General features: G+C 69.4%; 17 protein-coding genes. All 17 read left to right on the top strand.

From position 1 onward, the window contains the following. The first annotated feature begins 921 nt into the window (after positions 1-921). The 17 genes from EYW47_RS38080 (at position 922) to EYW47_RS38005 (ending at position 20,336) form a co-directional block, all read left to right on the top strand. Positions 922-1,143, top strand: coding sequence for a hypothetical protein (locus EYW47_RS38080; protein ID WP_133199964.1), 222 nt, complete (start codon positions 922-924; stop codon positions 1,141-1,143). 79 nt (positions 1,144-1,222) lie between these two features. Continuing rightward, positions 1,223-3,040, top strand: a complete 1,818-nt coding sequence (locus EYW47_RS38075; protein WP_133199963.1) for a phage tail sheath subtilisin-like domain-containing protein — start codon at positions 1,223-1,225, stop codon at positions 3,038-3,040. Between the two features lie 11 nt (positions 3,041-3,051). Further along, positions 3,052-3,570, top strand: coding sequence for a phage tail protein (locus EYW47_RS38070; protein WP_133199962.1), 519 nt, complete (start codon positions 3,052-3,054; stop codon positions 3,568-3,570). An 8-nt stretch (positions 3,571-3,578) separates the two neighbouring features. Then, complete coding sequence (locus tag EYW47_RS38065) at positions 3,579-4,376, top strand: hypothetical protein (protein ID WP_133199961.1); 798 nt, start codon at positions 3,579-3,581, stop codon at positions 4,374-4,376. After that, on the top strand, positions 4,373-5,092 hold the full coding sequence (locus EYW47_RS41210) for a hypothetical protein (protein ID WP_165976801.1): 720 nt from the start codon (positions 4,373-4,375) through the stop codon (positions 5,090-5,092). Before EYW47_RS38065 ends, EYW47_RS41210 begins: the two co-directional genes overlap by 4 nt. Further along, positions 5,089-6,384 (top strand): Pvc16 family protein, encoded by a 1,296-nt coding sequence (locus EYW47_RS38060; RefSeq protein ID WP_165976800.1) that lies wholly within the window; start codon positions 5,089-5,091, stop codon positions 6,382-6,384. The genes EYW47_RS41210 and EYW47_RS38060 overlap by 4 nt, the downstream gene beginning before the upstream one ends. After that, a complete protein-coding gene (locus EYW47_RS38055) occupies positions 6,381-8,615 on the top strand; it encodes an AAA family ATPase (protein ID WP_133199959.1) in 2,235 nt (744 codons plus the stop codon). The genes EYW47_RS38060 and EYW47_RS38055 overlap by 4 nt, the downstream gene beginning before the upstream one ends. Beyond that, complete coding sequence (locus EYW47_RS38050; protein WP_133199958.1) at positions 8,612-9,058, top strand: hypothetical protein; 447 nt, start codon at positions 8,612-8,614, stop codon at positions 9,056-9,058. Before EYW47_RS38055 ends, EYW47_RS38050 begins: the two co-directional genes overlap by 4 nt. Next, positions 9,055-9,690, top strand: a complete 636-nt coding sequence (locus EYW47_RS38045; protein WP_133199957.1) for a hypothetical protein — start codon at positions 9,055-9,057, stop codon at positions 9,688-9,690. The genes EYW47_RS38050 and EYW47_RS38045 overlap by 4 nt, the downstream gene beginning before the upstream one ends. After that, entirely contained in the window at positions 9,687-10,094 is a 408-nt protein-coding gene (locus tag EYW47_RS38040) for a LysM peptidoglycan-binding domain-containing protein (protein WP_133199956.1), read from the top strand. The genes EYW47_RS38045 and EYW47_RS38040 overlap by 4 nt, the downstream gene beginning before the upstream one ends. A gap of 176 nt (positions 10,095-10,270) precedes the next feature. Next, positions 10,271-11,398: a hypothetical protein gene (locus EYW47_RS38035; protein ID WP_133199955.1), complete on the top strand. Its 1,128-nt coding sequence runs from the start codon at positions 10,271-10,273 to the stop codon at positions 11,396-11,398. Beyond that, the gene (locus tag EYW47_RS38030; protein ID WP_240764100.1) at positions 11,395-11,967 is read left to right on the top strand and encodes a phage baseplate assembly protein V; all 573 of its coding nucleotides are present in this window, start codon (positions 11,395-11,397) and stop codon (positions 11,965-11,967) included. The genes EYW47_RS38035 and EYW47_RS38030 overlap by 4 nt, the downstream gene beginning before the upstream one ends. Positions 11,968-12,009: 42 nt before the next feature. Further along, positions 12,010-12,339, top strand: coding sequence for a hypothetical protein (locus tag EYW47_RS38025; protein ID WP_133199954.1), 330 nt, complete (start codon positions 12,010-12,012; stop codon positions 12,337-12,339). Further along, positions 12,336-12,755, top strand: a complete 420-nt coding sequence (locus EYW47_RS38020) for a GPW/gp25 family protein (RefSeq protein WP_133199953.1) — start codon at positions 12,336-12,338, stop codon at positions 12,753-12,755. The genes EYW47_RS38025 and EYW47_RS38020 overlap by 4 nt, the downstream gene beginning before the upstream one ends. Continuing rightward, positions 12,752-15,301 carry a baseplate J/gp47 family protein gene (locus tag EYW47_RS38015; protein ID WP_133199952.1) on the top strand — a complete coding sequence of 850 codons (2,550 nt, stop codon included), beginning with the start codon at positions 12,752-12,754 and terminating at the stop codon, positions 15,299-15,301. The genes EYW47_RS38020 and EYW47_RS38015 overlap by 4 nt, the downstream gene beginning before the upstream one ends. Continuing rightward, complete coding sequence (locus EYW47_RS38010; protein ID WP_133199951.1) at positions 15,298-18,201, top strand: putative baseplate assembly protein; 2,904 nt, start codon at positions 15,298-15,300, stop codon at positions 18,199-18,201. The genes EYW47_RS38015 and EYW47_RS38010 overlap by 4 nt, the downstream gene beginning before the upstream one ends. Next, on the top strand, positions 18,198-20,336 hold the full coding sequence (locus EYW47_RS38005) for a hypothetical protein (RefSeq protein ID WP_133199950.1): 2,139 nt from the start codon (positions 18,198-18,200) through the stop codon (positions 20,334-20,336). The genes EYW47_RS38010 and EYW47_RS38005 overlap by 4 nt, the downstream gene beginning before the upstream one ends. Positions 20,337-20,340: the final 4 nt, after the last annotated feature.

The raw sequence follows: 20,340 nt of genomic DNA, 5'->3' as shown, positions 1-20,340 counted from the left end.
TCGTCACACGGAGTGACTAAGGGCTCATCCATCCGGCGGCGCTCCGCGCGCCGTGGGGCACAACCAAAACCGGTGGTGCGCACATGTTTTCGTAGGACTCCGGCATATTCATCCGGCAGCACTCCCACGCATTCGCCAGGCAAGACTCTCGCGCATTCGCCCGGCAGCCCGTCCGGTTTTCCTTGCAGCCCCTTCCGCCCGCGCGTAGCGCGCGGCGGGAAGGATGAGCCCCTTGTCACTAAGGCGGAGTGTGCGGGGTGACGGATGCCCCGGAGCCGCTCCGATATACACGGCAGTGGTGGACTGCGTCACACTGGCGGTTTGAGCCGCTTTCTTTTGCCTACTTTTCTTTGCGGCTGCAAAGAAAAGTAGGTGCCGCCCCGCACAGGGGCAACGCAAATAGACCTACATGAAAACAAGGAAAGGCCAAAACCAAAAAAACCCGCACCAAAAATCGAACCACGCCCTGCGCCCAGCAGGCGCTCAACCACAGCAAGGCACGCGAGCGCATGCCAGCGCTCCAAAAAAAGAAACAAGCGAGACAAAAAAACCGATAACTGTCTCGCTGTTTCAGACACAGCATCTACACAGGGATTCGAACCCTACGGCATCGCCGGCCCTACCTCGGGCGCTTTCAAAATAGTCAACGCCGAGGCCATTGTCAATTGAAGGACTTTCATCGCATGCAGTAAAAATCCCCCACCTGAGGCGGGAGCCATATGCGACATAGACGGCAGCGCTTCCATCACGCATCCCAGGTGAGGCAATTCATCTACACACACGCGCCACGCGGCAACCCCCACCCCCACACCAGCGCGGCCACCCGCGCCCCCTTCCCCTGGCATCGAGCTTGCAACCTTGGCACGCGCAGCCCCCTACACTACCTTTCGGCCAGCGCATATGTCGACATTGGACGACGAAATGGTTCGGTGTCTGGAGTTCGAGATCGCTGCCTATCTGACTTCGCATCCGAACGCCGCAGACAGCATCGAAGGGATTCGTTGCTGGTGGCTCGATCCGCGGCACACCAACGCGAGCGAAGAGCACGTGCGGCGCGCACTGGCCGGGCTCGTGAGCCGTGGGGTCGCGCACCGCACCGAGTTGCGCGATGGGCACGTGATCTATCGGGCCGCGCACAGCTAGTCGCGCGCGGCCGGCAGGCGCAAGCCGCGCAATGCGGTTTGCGATCATTGTTAAGCGCCTCTTTGGAGGAAGTCGACACATGCCCGCTACCCTGAACTATCCCGGTGTATACGTCGAAGAGCTGCCGAGCGGCGTGCATGCGATCACGGGCGTGCCAACCTCGATCACCGCCTTCGTCGGCCGCGCGGCCCGCGGTCCGCTCAACTCGCCCACGGTGATCAACAGCTTCTCCGACTTCGGCCGCCAGTTCGGCGGCATCGTAGCGGGCTATCCGCTCGGCTATTCAGTGCGCGACTTCTTCGCAAACGGCGGTGGTCAGGCCGTGATCGTGCGCGTCTGGATGGCCGCGTCTTCGCCATCGAGCAGCAGCACAAGCACCTCGTCGATGTCGAGCGCATCGAGTGCATCGAGTGCATCGAGTGCATCGAGTGCATCGAGTGCATCGAGTGCATCGAGTGCTTCGTCGGCTTCGTCGGCTTCGTCAGTTTCCGGTTCGTCCTCGAGCAGCAGCTCGGCATTCTCGTTGCCGTCGCAAAGCGATGGCGTCGCGCGCATGAACGCGACTGGCCCAGACTCGATCGGCCTCGCGCTGCAGGCGGCAAGCCCGGGCACGTGGGGCAACGCGGTGCAGGTGCACGTCGCGACGAACAAACTCGACGCCACGGTCGCCGCGAGCCTCGGCTATGCAGACCCCGGCGTGTTGTTCGACCTGCTCGTGACCGACACCGGCAGCGGCCTGAGCGAAACGATACGCAACGTCTCGGTCGTGGACGGCACGCGGCGCATCGACCAGGTGCTGCCAATCGAATCGCAGCTGGTGCTGATGCAGCAGAACCCGGACGGCACGCCGGTGCTGCCCAACCCGCTCGTCGCGCCGCCGGCCACGGCGGAGCCGCCGCTGCTTGCGTCGCCGCCGAATCCGCCCAATACGCTCGGCCCCTGGCCGAATCTGAGCGGCGGCGTGGATAGTGCGTTCATCACCGACCCGAAGCTCTACACGCCAGTCGACGGCAGCAAGACCGGCATCTACGCGCTCGAGAACACCGACATCTTCAACCTGCTGTGCATTCCGCCCGACACGAGCACGTGGTCGTCCACGAGTGTGTTCTTCACGACGGTGTATCCGCTCGCGCTCGTGTACTGCAAGTCGCGCCGCGCTGTGCTGCTGGTCGATTCCCCGAGCGACTGGACCACGGTGGCGCAGGCGCAGGCGGGCCCCGCGGGCCTGAATCTCACGGCGGGCGGCGACTACGGCGCGATCTATTTCCCGATGCTGGTCGAGGCCGATCCGCTGCGGCCGGGCCAGCTTGCGAACTTTGCGCCTTCGGGCGCGGTGGCGGGCGTGATCGCGCAGACCGACGCCACGCGCGGTGTGTGGAAGGCGCCCGCGGGCACGGCGGCGGCGCTGGCCGGCGTGCAGGGGCTGAGCGTGCCGATGACCAATGCGGACAACGGGCAGCTCAATCCGGTTGGCGTGAACTGCCTGCGCACCTTCCAGTTCACGGGCAGCGTGGTGTGGGGCGCGCGCACGATGCGCGGCGCCGACGCGCTTACCGACGACTACAAGTACCTGCCTGTGCGGCGGCTCGCGCTCTACATCGAAGAGAGCCTGTATCGCGGCACGCAGTGGGTCGTGTTCGAGCCGAACGACGAGCCACTGTGGTCGCAAATCCGCCTGAACGTGCAGGCGTTCATGCAGTCGCTGTTCCTGCAGCAGGCATTCGCGGGAACGACGCCCAAGGACGCGTACCTCGTGAAGTGCGACAGCGAGACGACTACGCCGTATGACCAGAGCGTCGGCGTGGTGAATATTCTGGTCGGCTTCGCGCCGCTGCGGCCCGCCGAGTTCGTGGTGCTGCAGATCCAGCAGCTCGCCGGCCAGACCGGCTCCTCGTGAGGTGCACGAACATGGCGCAATTCAGTGTCAATCCGAAACGCTTCGATCCGTACAAGAACTTCAAATTCAAGGTGAAGTGGGACGGCCACTACGTCGCGGGCGTGAGCAAGGTGAGCATGCTCAAGCGCACGACCGAGGTCGTCAAGCATCGCGAAGGCGGCGACCCGAGCACGACGCGCAAATCGCCGGGCCGCACCGAGTTCGACGCGGTCACGATCGAGCGCGGCGTCACGCACGACCTCGACTTCGAAGCGTGGGCGAACAAGGTCTGGAATCTCGGCGCGGGGCTCGGCGCGGAGGTGTCGCTCGCCGACTTTCGCAAGGACATCATCATCGAGCTCTACAACGAGGCGGGGCAGAAAGTGATCGCGTACAAGGTGTTCCGCTGCTGGGTTTCGGAGTACCAGGCACAGCCCGATCTCGATGCGAACGCGAACGCCGTGGCGATCCAGCATATCAAGCTCGAAAACGAGGGGTGGGAGCGCGACACTTCGGTGACCGAACCGACCGAGCCCACCCTCAACCCATAGGACGTGCGATGCGCAGCCTGCCGGACAGCCAGACGCTGCTTGCCCTGTGGGAGCGAGGGGAGCGCGAGCATCCGATCGACCGCGCGCTGTCGATCCTCGAGGCGTTCACGGGCGAGCCGCGCGACGCGCTCGCGTGGCTCGCGCTGCGGCGGCGCGACGAGCTGCTGATCGCGAGCCGTGTCGCGGCCTTCGGGCCGCTCGTCGAGGGTGTGGCCGAGTGCGAGGCGTGCGCGTGCAAGCTCGACACGAGCGTCGACTTGTCGGCGCGCGCGAGCGTGAGCGCCGCGGACGGCGAAATCGATCGAGGGACGGTGGAAGTCGCGGGACGCACGATCGCCTTTCGCTTGCCCGATAGCCACGACCTCGCGTCGATTGCCGATTGCGCCGAGCCGCGTGCGGCCGCTCGCACGCTGATCGCGCGCTGCATCGAGCACAGCGGCGCACGGGCCGTCGATGCGGCGCTTGATGGCGCCGCTAGTGACGGCCCCGGCGACGGACCTGGCGACGACCTCCGCGATTCCGTGACCGGCAACCTTAGCGACGCCGTGACCGACGCCGTTGCCGACGCGATCGAGCGGCTGAGCGACGCTTCGTCGATCGAGCTGGCGATGACGTGCCCGGACTGCGGCCACGCGCTGCGCTTCGCAGTCGATATCGGCGAGTTCCTGTGGGACGAATTGAGCGCGCGCGCCCAGCACCTGATCGACGACGTCGATGCGCTCGCGAGCGCGTACGGCTGGTCCGAGGCGGCGATTCTCGCGCTTCCCGACGCACGGCGCAGGCGCTACCTGGAGCGGATACGGTGAGCCGCTATCTCGAACGGATCGCGGCGCTCGCGACGGGGCAGGGGCCGCGGCTGCGTCCCCGGCCGCGCTACCGCTACGGCGACGCGCCCGCGTGGGCGCCAGCCGATGCGCCAGCCCTGGATGCGCAAACGTACGAGACGAGCCGCGAGGGCGCATCGCGGGGCGTGCGCGAGCGCCGCATCACGCAGCTTGACGAGCCGCGCGAGCAGAGCGGGCACGAAGGGCCATGGCCGTACACGCTCGACGCGTCGCCCACTGACCCGCAGCATGAAGCGCGGCGCGCATCACGCGGCGCGGCGCTCACTGGGGCGGCCGCGCCACGTCTCTTACCGTTGCGCACCTCGCTACACGACAACGGCGATGCCGAACGCAATCGGCATTTCACCGGCGATCGCGCGGAGATGGACGGCGCGGTCCCCGCGACGGCCGCACCGCTCCGCGCATGGCCGTCCGATGGGGCACCGCTTGCCGGCATCGAGCGCGCGCATCCCGATGGCGTGCCACGCGAGCCACGCGGCCGCGAGGCGGCGCGCCGCGATGCGCGCCCGAGCGAGCCCCCCACCGTGACGGTGCGCATTGGCCATATCGACGTGCGCGCGGTCGCGGCCCCCGCCACGGCGCCAGCACCGGGCACGAGCGCGCGCGAGCGCGCCGCCGGGCCGCGCCGTCCCTCGCTCGACGCCTACCTGCGCACGCGCGACCGGGAGCGGCAATGAGCACCGCGCTCGCGATTGCCGCGACGTCGCGCGTCATTGCAGCCGTGATCGACGACGCGGTCGCGGCGGCGCGGCTCACGCTCTCGACGCTGCTCGGCGGCGCGACGACCTCGTCCGCGCCGCCCGATCATCTCGTCACCAGCGCCGATGGCGAAGTGACCAATCTGAACCTGTTCCTGTACCACGTCACCTACAACCCGGGCTGGCGCGAGGTGGGCTTGCCCACCCGCGCGAGCGACGGCTCGGTGATCGGCCGCGCGCCGCTCGCGATCGATCTGCATTACCTGCTGACGGCTTATAGCGCCGGCGACTACGAGGCCCAGATCATGCTCGGCATCGGCATGCAGGCGCTCCACGAAGTGCCGGTGCTCTTTCGCGACAAGATCGCCAAGGTGTTCCAGGCGCCGGCCACGCCCATCGACAAGGCGCTCGCGAGCGCGGACCTCGCCAACCAGGTCGAGATGGTCAAGATCGTCCCGCAGCAGATCGGCACCGAGGAGCTTTCGAAGCTGTGGACCGCGTTCCAGAGCAAGTTCCGCGTGTCGGCGGCCTATGCGGTCTCCGTGCTGCTGATCGAAACGAGCAGGCCCGTCATCGCGCCGCTGCCGGTGCTGAGCCGCAATCTCGTGGTGAAGCCGTTCGTCGAGCCTGTCATCGATGCGATCGCCCCGCAGATCGTGCCGTACGCGCCGAACGCGACGCTCATCGTTTCCGGCTCCAACCTCACCGGCGCCAGCACCGTCGTCGTGTTCGGCGGCAATGCGGGGGCGCCGCAAACGCCCACCGTGATCGGCACCGGCGCGGCGGTGAGCGTGACGCTGCCGCCACTGAGCGCGGGCCTGAACACGCTCACGGTCGTGCGCCAGGTCCAGTTCGACGCAACGCCGCCCGTCACGTTCGCCCAGTCGAATGTGGCGACCTTCATGCTGCAGCCGCGCGTGCGCCGCTCGGCCACGCCACCCAACAACTATCTGATCACGCTTGGCGCGCCGGACAACTCGGTCAAGCCGCCCATCGTGCCGGTGACCGTGACGCTCGACCCGGCGCTCGTGGCCACGCAGAAGGTTTCGCTGCTGCTCAACCGGCTCGACCCGCCGGCCGGCACCGCGCCGCAGAGCTACATGTTCGACGCCGCGGCGGACGGCATTGCCTTGCCCGACTCGGTGACGATCAACACGCAGGGCGTGCCGGGCGGCCTGTACCTGGTGCGCGTGCGCGTGGATGGCGTCGACAGCCCGCTCGACCTCGACCCGGGCACGCATGCCTTTGTGAGCCCACAGGTGCAATTTTGAAGCTCGACGATGCCCTGTCCGCGTGGCTCGAAGCCAACCAGTGCGCGCTCGCCGCGGAGATCGCGCGCGTGCGCGCGCTGCTGGAGCGGCACGCGCATGCGGCGGCGGACGCGGGTACGGGCGCGGGGCGCGCTGCGGTGGGCGAGGGCGCAGCGGCGCAAGGCGCGTGGCCGGAACACGCCGAAGCGCCGGATCTGGTGGCACAAGCAGCACAAGCGGCACAAGCAGCACAAGCGGCACAAGCGGCACAAGCCGAACAAGCCGAACAAGCCGAACAAGCCGAACAAGCCGAACAAGCCGAACAAGCCGATCAAGCCGATCAAGCCGATCAAGCCGATCAAGCCGATCAAGCCGGCACTGCCGACGCACCACTCGCCGCCTGCAACAGCGCGCTCGACATCGCGTGCTTGCGCCTCGGCCTCTCGACGTTCGAACGCCGGATCGTCGTGATGTGCGCGGGCATCGAACTCGCGCCCGGTTTCGGCGCGCTATGCGCGTTCGCCCAAGGTGACCCGGCGCGCGATTACCCGAACTTCGGCCTTGCGCTCGCCGCGTTCGACGACGCCCACTGGAGCGCGCTCTCCCCATCGGGCCCGCTGCGTCGCTGGGGGCTCGTGGATTTCCGGCGGGGCGGGCCGCTCACGCTCGCGCCGCTGCGCATCGACGAAGCCTTCCTGCACGAGTTGACCGGCGTAAGCGAGCTCGATGCGCGCATCGACGGCTGCGTGAGCCCCATCGATCCGCCTGCCGCACTCGTGGCCACGCACGCCGCCGTTGCGCGCGAGATTGCCGAGGTGCTCGCGCCGGACCTCGCGCGCGCGACGCAGCCGCTCGTGCTCCTCACCGGCGACGATCGCGGCGGGCAGCAGCAGGTGGCCGCCTATGCGTTCGCTCAGCTCGGGCTGCTCACGTTCGCGCTCGACGCCGCCGTGCTGGGTGCTCGGGCCGACGAGCTGGAAGCCCGTGCGCGCGGCTGGGAGCGCGAGGCGCGTTTGCGCGGCGCGGCGCTTTTCATCGACGCTCACGAACTGCCCGACGCCACCGCGCGCATGAGCCTCGGTCACTTTCTCGAGCGCTTCGCGACGCCGGTCGCGGTGGGCGCGCGGCACCCGGCGCGCTACGGCCGGCGCGCGCTGCACGTCTTCGACGTCGTACGCCCGCTGCGCGCCGAGCAGCGCGAGCTGTGGCGCGCCGCGCTGGGCAGCGGGCTCGCACCGCGCGAGCGCAACAACGACGGCACGAGCGGCGGCATGAGCGGTGGCACGAGCGACGCGCTCGATGAAGCGATCGAGCCCGTGGCCGCGCAATTCGATTTCGATGCCGCGACGATCGAGACGATCGCGCGGCGCGCGCACGCCGAGACGGGCGCGCCCATCGGCACGCGGCTCTGGCGCGCCGCGCGCGCGGGCGGGCGCAACGAGCTTGCCGTGCTCGCGCAGCGGCTCGCGCGGCGCACCGCGTGGTCCGAGCTGGTGCTGCCCGCCGACCAGCTCGACACCCTGCGCGACGTGCTCGCGCACGCGCGCCATCGCGGCCTCGTGCATGACGACTGGGGCATCGCGCGCGGCGACGAGCGCGGGCTCGGGCTCGCCGCGCTCTTCCACGGGCCGAGCGGCACGGGCAAGACCATGGCGGCCGAAGTGCTGGGCACGGCGCTCGACCTCGACGTGTTCCGCGTGGACCTGAGCCAGCTGGTGAGCAAATACATCGGCGAGACCGAGAAGAACCTGTGCCGTGTGTTCGACGCCGCGCAGGCGAGCGGCGCGATCCTGCTGTTCGACGAGTGCGACGCGATCTTCGGGCGGCGCGGCGAAGTGGAGCGAGGCCAGGACCGTTACGCGAATCTCGAAGTGAGCTACCTGCTGCAGCGCATGGAGTCGTATCGCGGCATCTCGATCCTCACCACGAACCTGCGCAACGCGATCGATCCGGCGTTCATGCGGCGGCTGCGCTTCGTGGTGAGCTTCCCGTTCCCCGACTACGCGCAGCGCATGGAGATCTGGCAGCGGCTGTTCGCGAGCGGCGTGCCCGTGGATGGCGTGGACTTCGCGCAGCTCGCGCGGCTGAACGTGGCGGGCGGCAGCATCCGCAATATCGTCATCTACGCGGCCTTTCTCGCCGCCGACGCGGGCTCTGCCGTGTCGATGCGGCATCTGCGCCGCGCCGCGCTGGCCGAGTGCGCGAAGCTCGAACGCCGGCCCAGCGATGTCGAGATGGGAGGCTGGGCATGAAGCCGGCGCGCATCGTCGTGACGATCGACACGCTCACGCTCGAAGGCTTCGACGCGCGCGAGCGGCGCGCGATCGCCGACGCGCTGGCGCAGGCGCTCACGCAGCGCTTCGCCGACGATGCCGCGCGTGGCTATCGCAGCGCGTCGCTCGACGCGTGGCATGCGCTCGACGTGCAGCGCAGCGCGCACAGCACACCGGCGTCGCTCGGCGCGATGCTCGCCGAGCGCGTGTGGCGCGGCGTGACCGGCACGCAGCAAACGCAGCGGCGTTCGCAGCGTCAAACGCAGCCACATACACAGCCACAAGCGCAGCAGCAAACGCAGCCGCAGATGGAGCCACAAACACATCATCAAATGCAGCCGCAGATCGAGTCACAAACACAGCCACAAACCCACCCGCAAACGCCGGCCGCCACACCGCGTCCGGTCCCAGGGAGTCGATGATGCTCAAAGCCGGCATTGTCCTCGTCGATCCCGCGAACGCCGCCGTGCTGCGCGTGATCGCGCTGCAGTACAACCCCGAGACGCTCTCGCGCACGCTGCAGGTGCAGGGCGTGGGCAGCGACAGCGGCCCGCACGTCGACCAGCTGCGCCTGAAGGGCGTGGCGATCGAGACGTTCAAGTTCGACGCCGAGATCGACGCCGCGGACGCGCTCGCCGACCCCGGCAACAACGCGGCCACGGTGAGCAACGGCATCGCGCCGCAGCTTGCCGCGCTGGAGACGATGATCTATCCGAGCACCGCGCAGCTCGCCGCCGCCGACGCGAACGCGCGCCAGGGCGTGCTCGAGATCGCGCCCATGGACGCGCCGCTCGCCCTGTTCGTCTGGAGCCGCAACCGCGTCGTGCCGGTGCGCGTGACCGACTTCAGCATCACCGAGGAAATGTTCGACAGCGCGCTCAATCCGATCCGCGCGAAGGTCTCGCTCGGCCTGCGCGTGCTGAGCATCGACGACCTGCCGTACGCGTCGAGCGGCGGCAGCATCTATCTCGCGTACCAACAGCAAAAGGAACGTCTCGCGCAACTCGCAGCAGGCGGGACGCTGGCCAATCTCGGCATCACGGGGATCCCATGAGCGACATGCTGAGCGCGCTGCTCGCGGCGGGCGCACTGCCCGCGAGCGGCTACGACACTTCGAGCCGCTACTACGGCCTGCCGGTGCTGGAAATGAGCACCGCCGGCGGCGCCGTGATCCGCTATGTGAAGCGGCGCATCATCCCGGCGGCGGCAAGCTTTCCGACGCTCACGATGTATCAGGTGCAGCAGGGCGACCGCATCGACGTGATCGCGGCGCGCTATCTGGGCGATCCGCTCCTGTACTGGCGCATCGCCGACGCGAACCTCGCCGTGCATCCCGCCGACGCGCTGGCGCCAGCGGCGCCCCCGGTGCCGCCCGGCCCGGGCTTGCCCGCGCCGCCGGCAGGCATCGTGAAGGTCAAGATTCCGCTGCCCGCGACCGCGCCAGGGGCATTGACATGAGCCCCCACGCACCCTTCGGTCGCTGCCCCCCCAAGGGGGCGTCAGTACCCTTGGGGCGGCCCGGCGAGTACTGACATGAGCCCCCACGCTCCCTTCGGTAGCGGCTCCCCAACGGGGCGTCGGTACGCCTCGCGCGCTCCGGCGAGCCCCAACGTGACCCGTCCAATGTGAATGCCATGACCAACGCAATCGAACTATCGCTGTGGATCGGGCCGGTCGTCCCGATCAAGGCGACGCAAACCATGATCGACGCGCTGCAGTCGGTGAAGGTCACGGCGCGCGCGGTCGGCACGAGCGGCTTCGAGCTGAACTTCCTCGTGGACGTGGACTCGCCGCTGCAGACGATCTTCCTGCTCGCGGGCGGCGCGATTCCGCCCGTGATGCGCGTGGTGGTCGCCGTGACGTTGAACGGCTCGATGAACGTGCTGATCGACGGCGTGATGACCGACCACCACATCGGCACCGACGTGCAGAACGGCAGGACCACGCTCACGGTGATCGGCGAGGACCTCACGCGCGTGATGGATCTGTTCGACACGAGCGGGCTGCCGCTGCCCGCCATGCCGCCCGAGGCGCAGGTCGCGCTGCTGCTCGTGAAGTACCTGGTGCTGGGCGTCACGCCCATGGTGATCCCGAGCGTGCTGATCGACGTGCCGCTGCCGATCGACCGCATCCCGCGCCAGAAGGGCACGGACCTCAAGCACATCCGGCGCCTCGCCGACCAGGTCGGCTACGTGTTCTATCAGGACCCGGGCCCGCAGCCGGGCCAGAGCATCGCGTACTGGGGGCCGCAGATCAAGGTGGGCCCCGTGCAGCCCGCGCTCGCGCTGGACGCCGACGCGTACACGAACGTCGAGCACTTGCAGTTCACCTTCAAAAACACGCGCAAGGCGCTGCCGATCGTGACCATCCAGGAGCCCATCACGAAGACGCCGATCCCCATCGCGGTGGGCGACATCACGCCGCTCAATCCGCCGCTGGGCGCGATCGAGCCGATCCCGACGCGCATCGACATCACCAAGGGCGCGGCGAAGTGGTCCGCGATGCGCGCGGCGCTGATCGCGATGGCACGCGCCTCGACCAGCGCCGAAGCCGTGAGCGCGAGCGGCACGCTCAACGTGCTGCGCTACGGCCAGGTGCTCAAGCCGCGCTCGCTGGTGGGCTTGCGCGGCGCGGGTCTCGCCTTCGACGGGCTTTACTACGTGAACGGCGTCACGCATCAGATCAAGCGCGGCGAATATAAGCAGGACTTCGAACTGAGCCGCAACGGGCTCGTCTCGACTTTGGGGAGCATCCCGTCATGAGCGACTACGAAGCGTCATCCACGCAAGCGGGCGCCTCGCTCGAGAAGGAAAGCTCGAACGCGTCGCAGCAGTTTTTCGGCAAATATCGCGCGACCGTGATCAACAACGTCGACCCGATGCAAATTTGCCGCATCCAGGTGATCGTGCCCGACGTGTCCACCTTCGTGCCCACCTCGTGGGCGATGCCGTGCGTGCCGGTGGCCGGCATCCAGATGGGCTTCGCGATGGTGCCGCCGATGGGCTCGGGCGTGTGGGTGGAGTTCGAGCAGGGCGACCCCGACTACCCCATCTGGAGCGGCTGCTATTGGGGCGAGGCGGCCGAAGTGCCCGCGCTCCTGCACGCCGCGCCGCCCGAGGTGGCCGCCATCGTGCTGCAAACGACGCTGCAAAACACGCTGATGATCAGCGACGTGCCGGGGCCGACGGGCGGCATCATGCTCAAGAGCACCACCGGCGCGACGCTGATCGTCAACGACACGGGCATCTACATCCAGAACGGCAAGGGCGCGTCGCTCACGCTGATCGGTCCGACCGTGACCGTCAACGAAGGCGCGCTCACCGTGATCTAGAAACCTGTCGGAGTACGAATTGGCGCAATCAGGGAGATGCATATGGCCGGTCCTCTCTATCATGTCGGCGCCGTGGGCATGTGCCCGCACGGCGGGCAAATCGCGGTGCTGCCGGGCAGCCCGCGCGTGCTCGTGAGCGGCATGCCCGTTGCGACGCTCGCCGACCAGTACCTCGTTGCCGGCTGCGCGTTCACGATTCCGCCGCCGCAGCCGTGCCTGCGCGTGACCTGGCTCACGCCCGCCACGCGCGTGCTCGTGAACGGCTCGCCGCCCATCACGCAGGCTTCGACGGGGCTGGCGATGAGCGCGAGCGGCGTGCCGCAGGGGCCGCCGATGATCGTCTCGACCCAGACCCGGGTGGTCGCGCTATGAGCACCCCGAGCACCCCCAGCACCCCCGCGTTCAATGCGCCGGCCAACGTCGGCCCCGCCTTGCCGATCGCGGTGCCTTACCGCATCGACGGGCGCGGCCGCACCGCCGAGGCCGATGCGGTGCGGCACCTGAACGACCTGATCCAGGCCGTGCTGTTCACGACGCCTGGCGAGCGGGTGATGCGCCCGACCTTTGGCAGCGGCGTGCTCGGGCTCGTGTTCGACCCCAACGGCCCGGCGCTCGCGGCCATGACCCAGGTGATGGTGATGGGCGCGCTGCAGACCTGGCTGGGCGGTCTCATCGCCGTCTCGGAGGTGGACGTGCAGGGCGACGACGCCTCGCTGACGATCCGCATCGCCTACACAGACCGGCAAAGCGGCGCCACCGCGACCGCCGTGTTCGGGAGAAGCGTGTGAGCCTGTCCGCACAGGATGTCCGGCGCGAGCTGGTGCGGCGCTCGGGCACCGACCCGCACCTGGCGGCCGTCAACGGCATCGACTTCATCCAGGTCGATCCGTCCAACGAGGCGCGCATCGTCGTGCAGTTCATCTTCGACATCAATACCGATGTCGATCCGCCGCTCGCGAGCGCGATTGGGGCGAAGCTCTCGAAGAGCCTCGTCTGGATCACGGGCGGCGACCGCATTACCTCGATTGAGGTGGTCTCCGCGCAACGCGGCGCGACCAACCAGCTCGTCGTGACCGCGAGCGAAGTGGGCGACTTCTCGACTTACACGCTGGAACTCGGTGCCCCCGCCGCGCCGCTGCCCGCGGCCGAGCCGCCCGATCCGCTCGTGCCGCCGGCCGGCTTCGACCCGGTGCTGTGCAGCGCGAGCTTCGCCTTCCATGTCGAGTGCGCGAAGCAGTTCGACTGCAAGACGTCCATGACGTGCGCGCCCGCCGTGGCGACGCCGCCCGACATCGACTATCTGGCGCGCGACTATCCGGCCTTCGTGCAGGTGATGCTCGACCGTATGTCGCTGCTCGCGCCGCGCTGGAGCGAGCGCAACGCGGCGGATCTCGGCGTGGCCGTGGTGGAGACGCTCGCCTACGTGGCCGACCAGCTCGGCTACCGGCACGACGTGATCGACACGGAGGCGTATCTGGGCACGGCGCGGCTGCGCACCTCGGTGCGGCGCCATGTGCGCCTCGTCGACTACCGGCTCGACGACGGCAGCAATGCGCGCGCGTGGCTCGCGCTGCAGCTCGCGGGCGACCTGCCCGGCGGCGTGCCGGCAGGCACGCGCTGCTGCACGATATTCGACGGCGCGCGAACGCCGGACTTGCCGCGCGATTCGCAGACCTACAACGCGGCGAACGCGGCGGGCGCGGTGTTTTTCGAGGTGCTGGCCGACCGCTACACGAACGCCGGGCAGCCGCAGCCGAACCCGCGCGCGCTGCTCGCCAACAACAGCACCATGCCGCTTTATGCGTGGAGCGCACAGACGCTGTGCCTGCCGGTGGGCGCAACCACGGCGACGCTGGCGGGCACGTACAAGCTTGCGCGCGGCGACATTCTGATCCTGGCCGAGGCGATGGGGCCCAACACCGGCAAGGCTGCGGACGCCGACCCCGCGAAGCGCTGCGCGGTGCGCCTCGTGCGCGACGGCGTGAACAGCATCGACCCGCTCACGCTCACGCCGCTCACGCGCATCGTCTGGCACGACGCGGACGCGCTGACCTTTCCACTGTGCCTCGCGAGCATCACGGACGCGGCGCACCAGAGCCAGCAGCTCTCCGAAGTGAGCGTGGCGTACGGCTGCGTCGTGCTTGCCGACCAGGGGCGCACGCTGGGCGCCCCGCTCGAAACGATGCCCGAGCCGCTTGCGGCGCTCCCGGCGTATGGCCGCTACCGGCCGGCGCTGTCGCAGCCGGGCGTGACGATCGCGGCGGCCAACCCGTATGTGGGCGACCAGCCGGCCGATGACACGCAGCCGATCCAGAGCGCCGCGCAGGCCGCGATCTGGAGCGCCGCCGACACCGTGCCGGCGGTCACGCTGGAGGGCGGCGGCGTCGCGGGGAACCCGCCCGACTGGTACGCGGTGGGCGATCTGCTCGGCGTGGGGATCGGCGGCGACGCGCCCGCCTTCGAAACGGAAATCGAGAACGACGGCACGACGTATCTGCGTTTCGGCGACGGCGTGAACGGCCTTGCGGTCGAGACCGGCATGACGTTCGGCGCGCAGTACCGCGTGGGCAACGGCGCGGCGGGCAACGTCGGCGCCGATTCGATCACGCTGATCGACCGTGCGTTCCCCGGCGGCGGCTATATCGTGAGCGTGACGAATCCGCTGCCCGCATTCGGCGGACGCGATCCGGAGACGATCGAGCACGCGCGGCAGAACGCGCCCGTGGCGTTCCGCCAGCAGGAGCGCGCGGTCACCGCGCAGGACTACGTGGACCGCACGATGCAGTTCGCGGGCGTGCTGCGCGCGTCGGCGAGCCTGCGCTGGACCGGTTCCTGGACGACGGTGTTCGTCACGGTCGAGCGCACCGGCGGCGTGGCCGTCGACACGGCGTTCAAGACGAGCCTCGAAGCGTATCTGGCGGCCTACCGGATGGCGGGCCACGACCTCGAAGTCGAGGACGCCGTGCGCGTGCCGCTGAACATGGCCATGCATGTATGTGTCGCGCCCGGCTATGTGGCCGCGGATCTCGCGCAACTGCTGCTCGCGATCTTCACGAGCGGCCTGCAGCCCGACGGCACGCCGGGGCTCTTCAACGCGCAGCGCTTCCTGATGGGCGAGCCGTTCTACCTGAGCCCGCTCATCACCGCCGCGCAGCAGCTGGCGGGCGTGGCTTCGGTGACGGTCACGCGCTTCGAGCGCGCGCAGGCGCCGGATGCCGCCGGCCTCGCCAGCGGCGTGTTGCAGCCGGGCGCGACCGAACTATTCGAGCTTGCGAACGATCCGGACTTCCCGGATCGCGGCCAGTTCGAGTTGAGCGTCGATGGTGGGATATGAACGCGAATATGAACGCGAACTGCGACTGCAACTGCTGCACCGGCGTCGGCAACGAGACGCCGGCCAGCGTAGCCAACCGGCCGGGGCTCCCGGCGCTCGCATACCGCGTGGGTACGTGGGCGCAGTTCCGCGCGAGCATGGTCGACGCGATGTCGAGCACCGGCGGCCTTGTCACGCTGAAGACGCGCAGCGACGACGACTTCACGATCGCGCTAGTCGACGCGTTCGCGGTGGTGTGCGACATCCTCACGTTCTATAGCGAGCGCAGCGCGAACGAACACTATCTGGGCACCGCGACCGATCCGGTTTCCGTGCAGGAGCTGGCGAAGCTGGTGGGCTACCGGCTCGCGCCGGGCGTGGCCGCGAGCGTGCCGCTCGCACTGACGCTGCAGACGCCGCCACCGGCGGTGCCAGGCGCGGCGCCGTCGGGCCAGCAGGCCGTGCTCACGCCGCCGTGCGTGCAGGTCGCCGCCGGCCTGCAGGCGCAGAGCGTGCCCGCCGCCGGCGGGCAGCCCGTCACCTACGAGACGATCGCGCCCATCGAGGCGCGCGCGAGCTGGAACGCGCTGAAGGTGCGCACGCGCCGCGCTCTCGCCAGCACGGCGGCGAACGCGGGCGTGGGGCATCTGCGGCTGGCCGGGCTCGTGGGCGCCGTGCAGGCGGGCGACTGGCTGCTCGTGGTCGTGACCGACGCAAGTGGCCAGCAGACGGGCGGCGTGAGCCGCGTCGCGCAGGTGAGCCTCGATACGGCCACGCAGACCACCGTGGTGCAGTTCGACAACGGCGGCCCCGCGCCCGTGCTCGCGTCCGACCCGAGCGCGGCGGCACCGGCGCTCACCGGCACGCTCGGCGATGCGGCGCTGTCAACGGCGGTGAAGGGCGTCGTGTGGAGCGACCAGGCGGATCTGGTGGCGCAGGCGCGCAAGCTCCAATGGCCGATCCAGCAGCTCGAGGACAACATCAACGCACTGAATGCGGCCACGGACCCCGCAGCCGGCATCCAGGTCTTCCGGCTGGGCGTGCGCGCCGCGCTGTTCGGCAACAATGCGCCGGCCTACGCAACGCTGCCGAACTTCACGCCCATCGGCAGCACCAGCGGCGGGGCCACCAGCGTGCTGCCGAACTGGGACAAGCCTGCCGCGACCGTCCAGAGCGACCTGGGCCTGTGGAACGGCCCGTCGGGCTGGCTCTCGCTCGATCAGGTGTATCCGGCGCTCGTGGTGGGCGGCTGGGTGGTGCTGCAGGCGCCGGAGCTGAGCGGGCCCGTCGCGGTGCAGATCGCCGCGAGCGCGCAGCGCTCGCGCACCGGCTACATGCTGGCCTCGAAAGTCACGCTGATCCAGTTGGGCAACGCCATTACGACGGTCGGCAGCAACGCAGCATCGACGCTCGGCGGTGTCGCGTCGATATTCGGCGGCGTCGTATCGGCGAGCGCGGGACTCGCACTACGTTCGTACATCAGCTACTTTGTGCCAGCGAAGGCCTCCCAGATCCAGCTGGAACAAGCCGCGTCGCCATACGGGAACCTCGCATTGCGCACGGCCACCGTGCTCGGCTCGACCGATAGCTACGGCGTCGCGGCCGAAGTGGCCGCCGAGGCGCTCTCGGGCGCGTCGATCACGCTCGCCTGCGCGCAGCTCGGCCTCCAGGTGGGCCAGCAGATCGCGCTCACGGGCGCGGCGTCGGACCAGTCGGGGCGCATCGTCAGCGAGGTGCGCACGATCGCCTCGCTCGCGCTCGTGGACGGCTACACCCAGATCGGCCTCGATCTCCAGCTCACGCATTCGTACGCCCCCGCCACGGTCGCGATCAACGCGAACGTTGCGAGCGCAACCGAAGGGGCGACGAAGAGCGAGATTCTCGGCAGCGGCAGCGGCGCGGCGACGTGGCAGCGCTTCACGCTCAAGCAGCCGCCGCTGACTTACGTGAGCGCGTCCACGCCCTCGGGCACCGCTTCCACGCTCACCGTGCGCGTGAACGGCGCTGCGTGGAGCGAGGTGCCCTGGCTCGTCGAGCAAGGATCGGCCGCGCGCGTGTTCACGACCTTCATCGACGCGTCCGGCAATACCGTGGTCGAGTTCGGCGATGGCGTCGACGGCGGCGCCCGGCTGCCGAGCGGCACGAACAACGTGACGGCCACCTATCGCCAGGGAATCGGCAGCGAGGGCAACGTGGCGGCGGGGCGCATCTCCACGCTGCTCACGCGGCCCGCGGGCCTGCAGTCGGTGATCAATCCGGTGGCCGCCGCGGGCGGCGGCGACCCTGAAACGCTGGACTCGGCGCGCCTGAATGCGCCCATCCGGGTGCGCGCGCTCGATCGCATCGTGACGCTCGAAGACGTGGGCGACTTCGCGCGCGCGAGCGCCGCCATCGCGAAGGCGCAGGCCGTGTGGGCGTGGGACGGCCGCCGCCAGGTGGCCTGCGTGACGGTGGCGGGCGCGCAGGGCGCGGCGCTCGATCCCGCGTCCACGCCGTTTGCGAACCTGCTGGCGGCGATGCTGGCCGCCTCGGACGGCACCTTCCCCATCGCGCTGTGCGCCTACGTGCCGCGCGTGTTCACGGTGGGCGCGACGCTGAGCGTCGATCCCTCGCTCGACGCCGACGCGGTAGTCGCGGCCGCCAGGAGCGCGCTGCGCGCGGCCTTCGGCTTCGACGCGCGCAGCTTCATGCAGCCGGTCCACGCGAGCGAGGTGATTGCGGTGCTGCAAAACGTGCCCGGCGTGATTGCGCTGACGCTCGACGCGCTCGACACCCCGGGCTCGGCCAGCGTGAGCGCGACTTCGCCATCGGCCGGCGATGCGCTGATCGCCAGGCCGCCGCAGTTGACGGGCGGCGCGCTCGCGGGCGCCGAGCTGCTGATGATCGACACCGGACCCTTGCCTGCGGTGGTGCACACATGAACCCGCTCGACGTCGATTCGATCTACGGGCTGCTGCCCGTCACGGTGCGCACCAGCGATGCGGCGGCGGGCTGCACGCTGCGCGCGCTGATCAAGGTGCTCACGCAACAGGCGCAGATCATCGACGCCGATCTCGAACAGCTCTACGACGACCTGTTCATCCAGACCTGCGCGCCGTGGGTGATTCCCTATATCGGCGAGCTGATCGGCTATCGGGCGCTGCGGCCGATTCCGCCCGCGAACTCGACCGCGCGCGCCGACGTCGCGGACACGATTGGCTACCGGCGCCGCAAGGGCACCGTTGCGGTGCTCGACCAGCTCGGCTTCGACGTGACCGGCTGGCCGAGCGTGGCGGTGGAGTTCTTCCAGCTGCTGGCGGTGTCGCAGTACGTGCGCAATCACGTGCGGCCCGGCAACGCGTGCGTCGACGTGCACGGCTTCCAGAGCGCCGCCGACTTCGATTCGGCATTCGACACGATGACGCGCAGCGCCGACGTGCGCCGCATCGCGAGCGCGCGCGGGCGCTACAACATTCCGAATGTCGGGCTTTTCGTCTGGCGGCTGCTGGCGTACGGCGGCGCGATGCTGGCCGTGCGCGGCAGCTCCACGGGCACGTCCGGCATGACAGGCGCGCTCGGCCCGCAGGCGTTCAGCACGGCGCGCGAGGTGGGACCGAACCGCTATACGTTCGATCCGTTCGGCCGCGATGTCGCGCTCGTGAATCCGGCCCAGCCGCTCGCGCAGAGCTTCACCATCGCGCAGCGCGCGAATGTGCCGTTTGCGCTGCGCCGCGACGCGCTCTATGTCGACCTGGAAGCGCTGCGCGCGACGCCCGGTTATCAGTCGCCGTTCTTCGGCGCGCCGCCGGTGCTGGCCGTGCTCGACGCGAGCGGCACGGCCGTCGACGCCAAGGCGATCTGCTGCTGCAATCTCGCCCAGTGGAGCGCACCCTCCGATCCGGCGATTCGCGTCTCGATCGATCCGGAGCTGGGGCGGCTGATGTTCAACGGCGCGCCGCCGCAACCGGTGCGCGTCGCCTGTGCCTATGTGTTCGGCGGGCCTTATGGCGGTGGTCTGTACTACCAGGCATCCGGTGCCGGGGAGGGGGCCGCGCAGGTCGTGAGCGCGTTTGCGTCGGCGGTGCCGGCGTCGATGCGGCACGGTCTGTTCGAGATTGGCGACAGCGGCGCATTCGCGGGCGATTTCGCGTTGACGCCGGACGCGGCGCCGCTCGTCGTGCGCGCCGGCGCCGACACGCGACCCGTCGTGCTCGGGCGCATTCTGATCGACGCCGTTGCGGGCGGCAGCGTGACACTGCGCGGGCTGGGCGCACTCGGCGGGATCGTCGTGCGCGACGGCCCGGGGAGCGGGGCGAGTTCATCGAGCTCGGCCAGTGCATCGAGTGCATCGAGCGGCGCGCTCGCCGCCACCGACAGCGCGTTCACGCTGATCGTCGAGCACTGCACGCTGTGCGGCCCGCTGGTCTGGTCCTACGACGGCGGCGGCACGCTCACGATTGCGAACGCGCTATGCGCCGCGCTGCAGGTGGACGAGCGCGTGACGATCTCGGTGACGGACAGCGCGCTCGACGGCGGCGCCGATACCGCCCCTGCGATTGCCGGCGCGGATGGCACGAGCCCGTGTGGGGAGGTGGATCTCGCCGCGACGACGGTGCTTGGCACGATCGCCGCGCGCGAGACGAGCCTGATCGAGAACAGCATCGTCACGGGCGTGGCGAGCTTCGAGCGGACCCAGGGCGGGTGCGTGCGCTACAGCTACGTGCCGCCGGGCTCGCTCACGCCGCAGCGCTTTCGCTGCCAGCCCGATCTCGCGATCGCGGCGGCGCTTGCCGGCGCGGCCTCGGCGGCGCCGCTCGACAGCGCGGCCCAGCAGGCGATTGCCGCACAGGAGGCGCTGCGCGTCGAGCCGGTCTTCGTGAGCCGCCAGGCTGGCGCGGGCGCTTATCTGCAACTCGCGGACAGCGGTCCCGCCGAACTGGCCCAGGGGGCCGAAAGCGGCGACGAAATGGGGCTCTTCCACGGCATGTACAACGTGCGGCGCGAAGCGAACCTGAGGTTCCGTCTGAGCGAGTATCTGCGGATTGGCCTCGAGGCCGGGGTGATCCATGCAAGCTAGGGCT

The sequence above is a fragment of the Paraburkholderia silviterrae genome (genome assembly GCF_004353915.1).
In the GTDB taxonomy this organism is placed as follows: Bacteria; Pseudomonadota; Gammaproteobacteria; order Burkholderiales; family Burkholderiaceae; genus Paraburkholderia; species Paraburkholderia silviterrae.
Note: the sequence above shows the minus strand (reverse complement) of the source record. Positions and strands in the feature narration are given on the sequence as shown.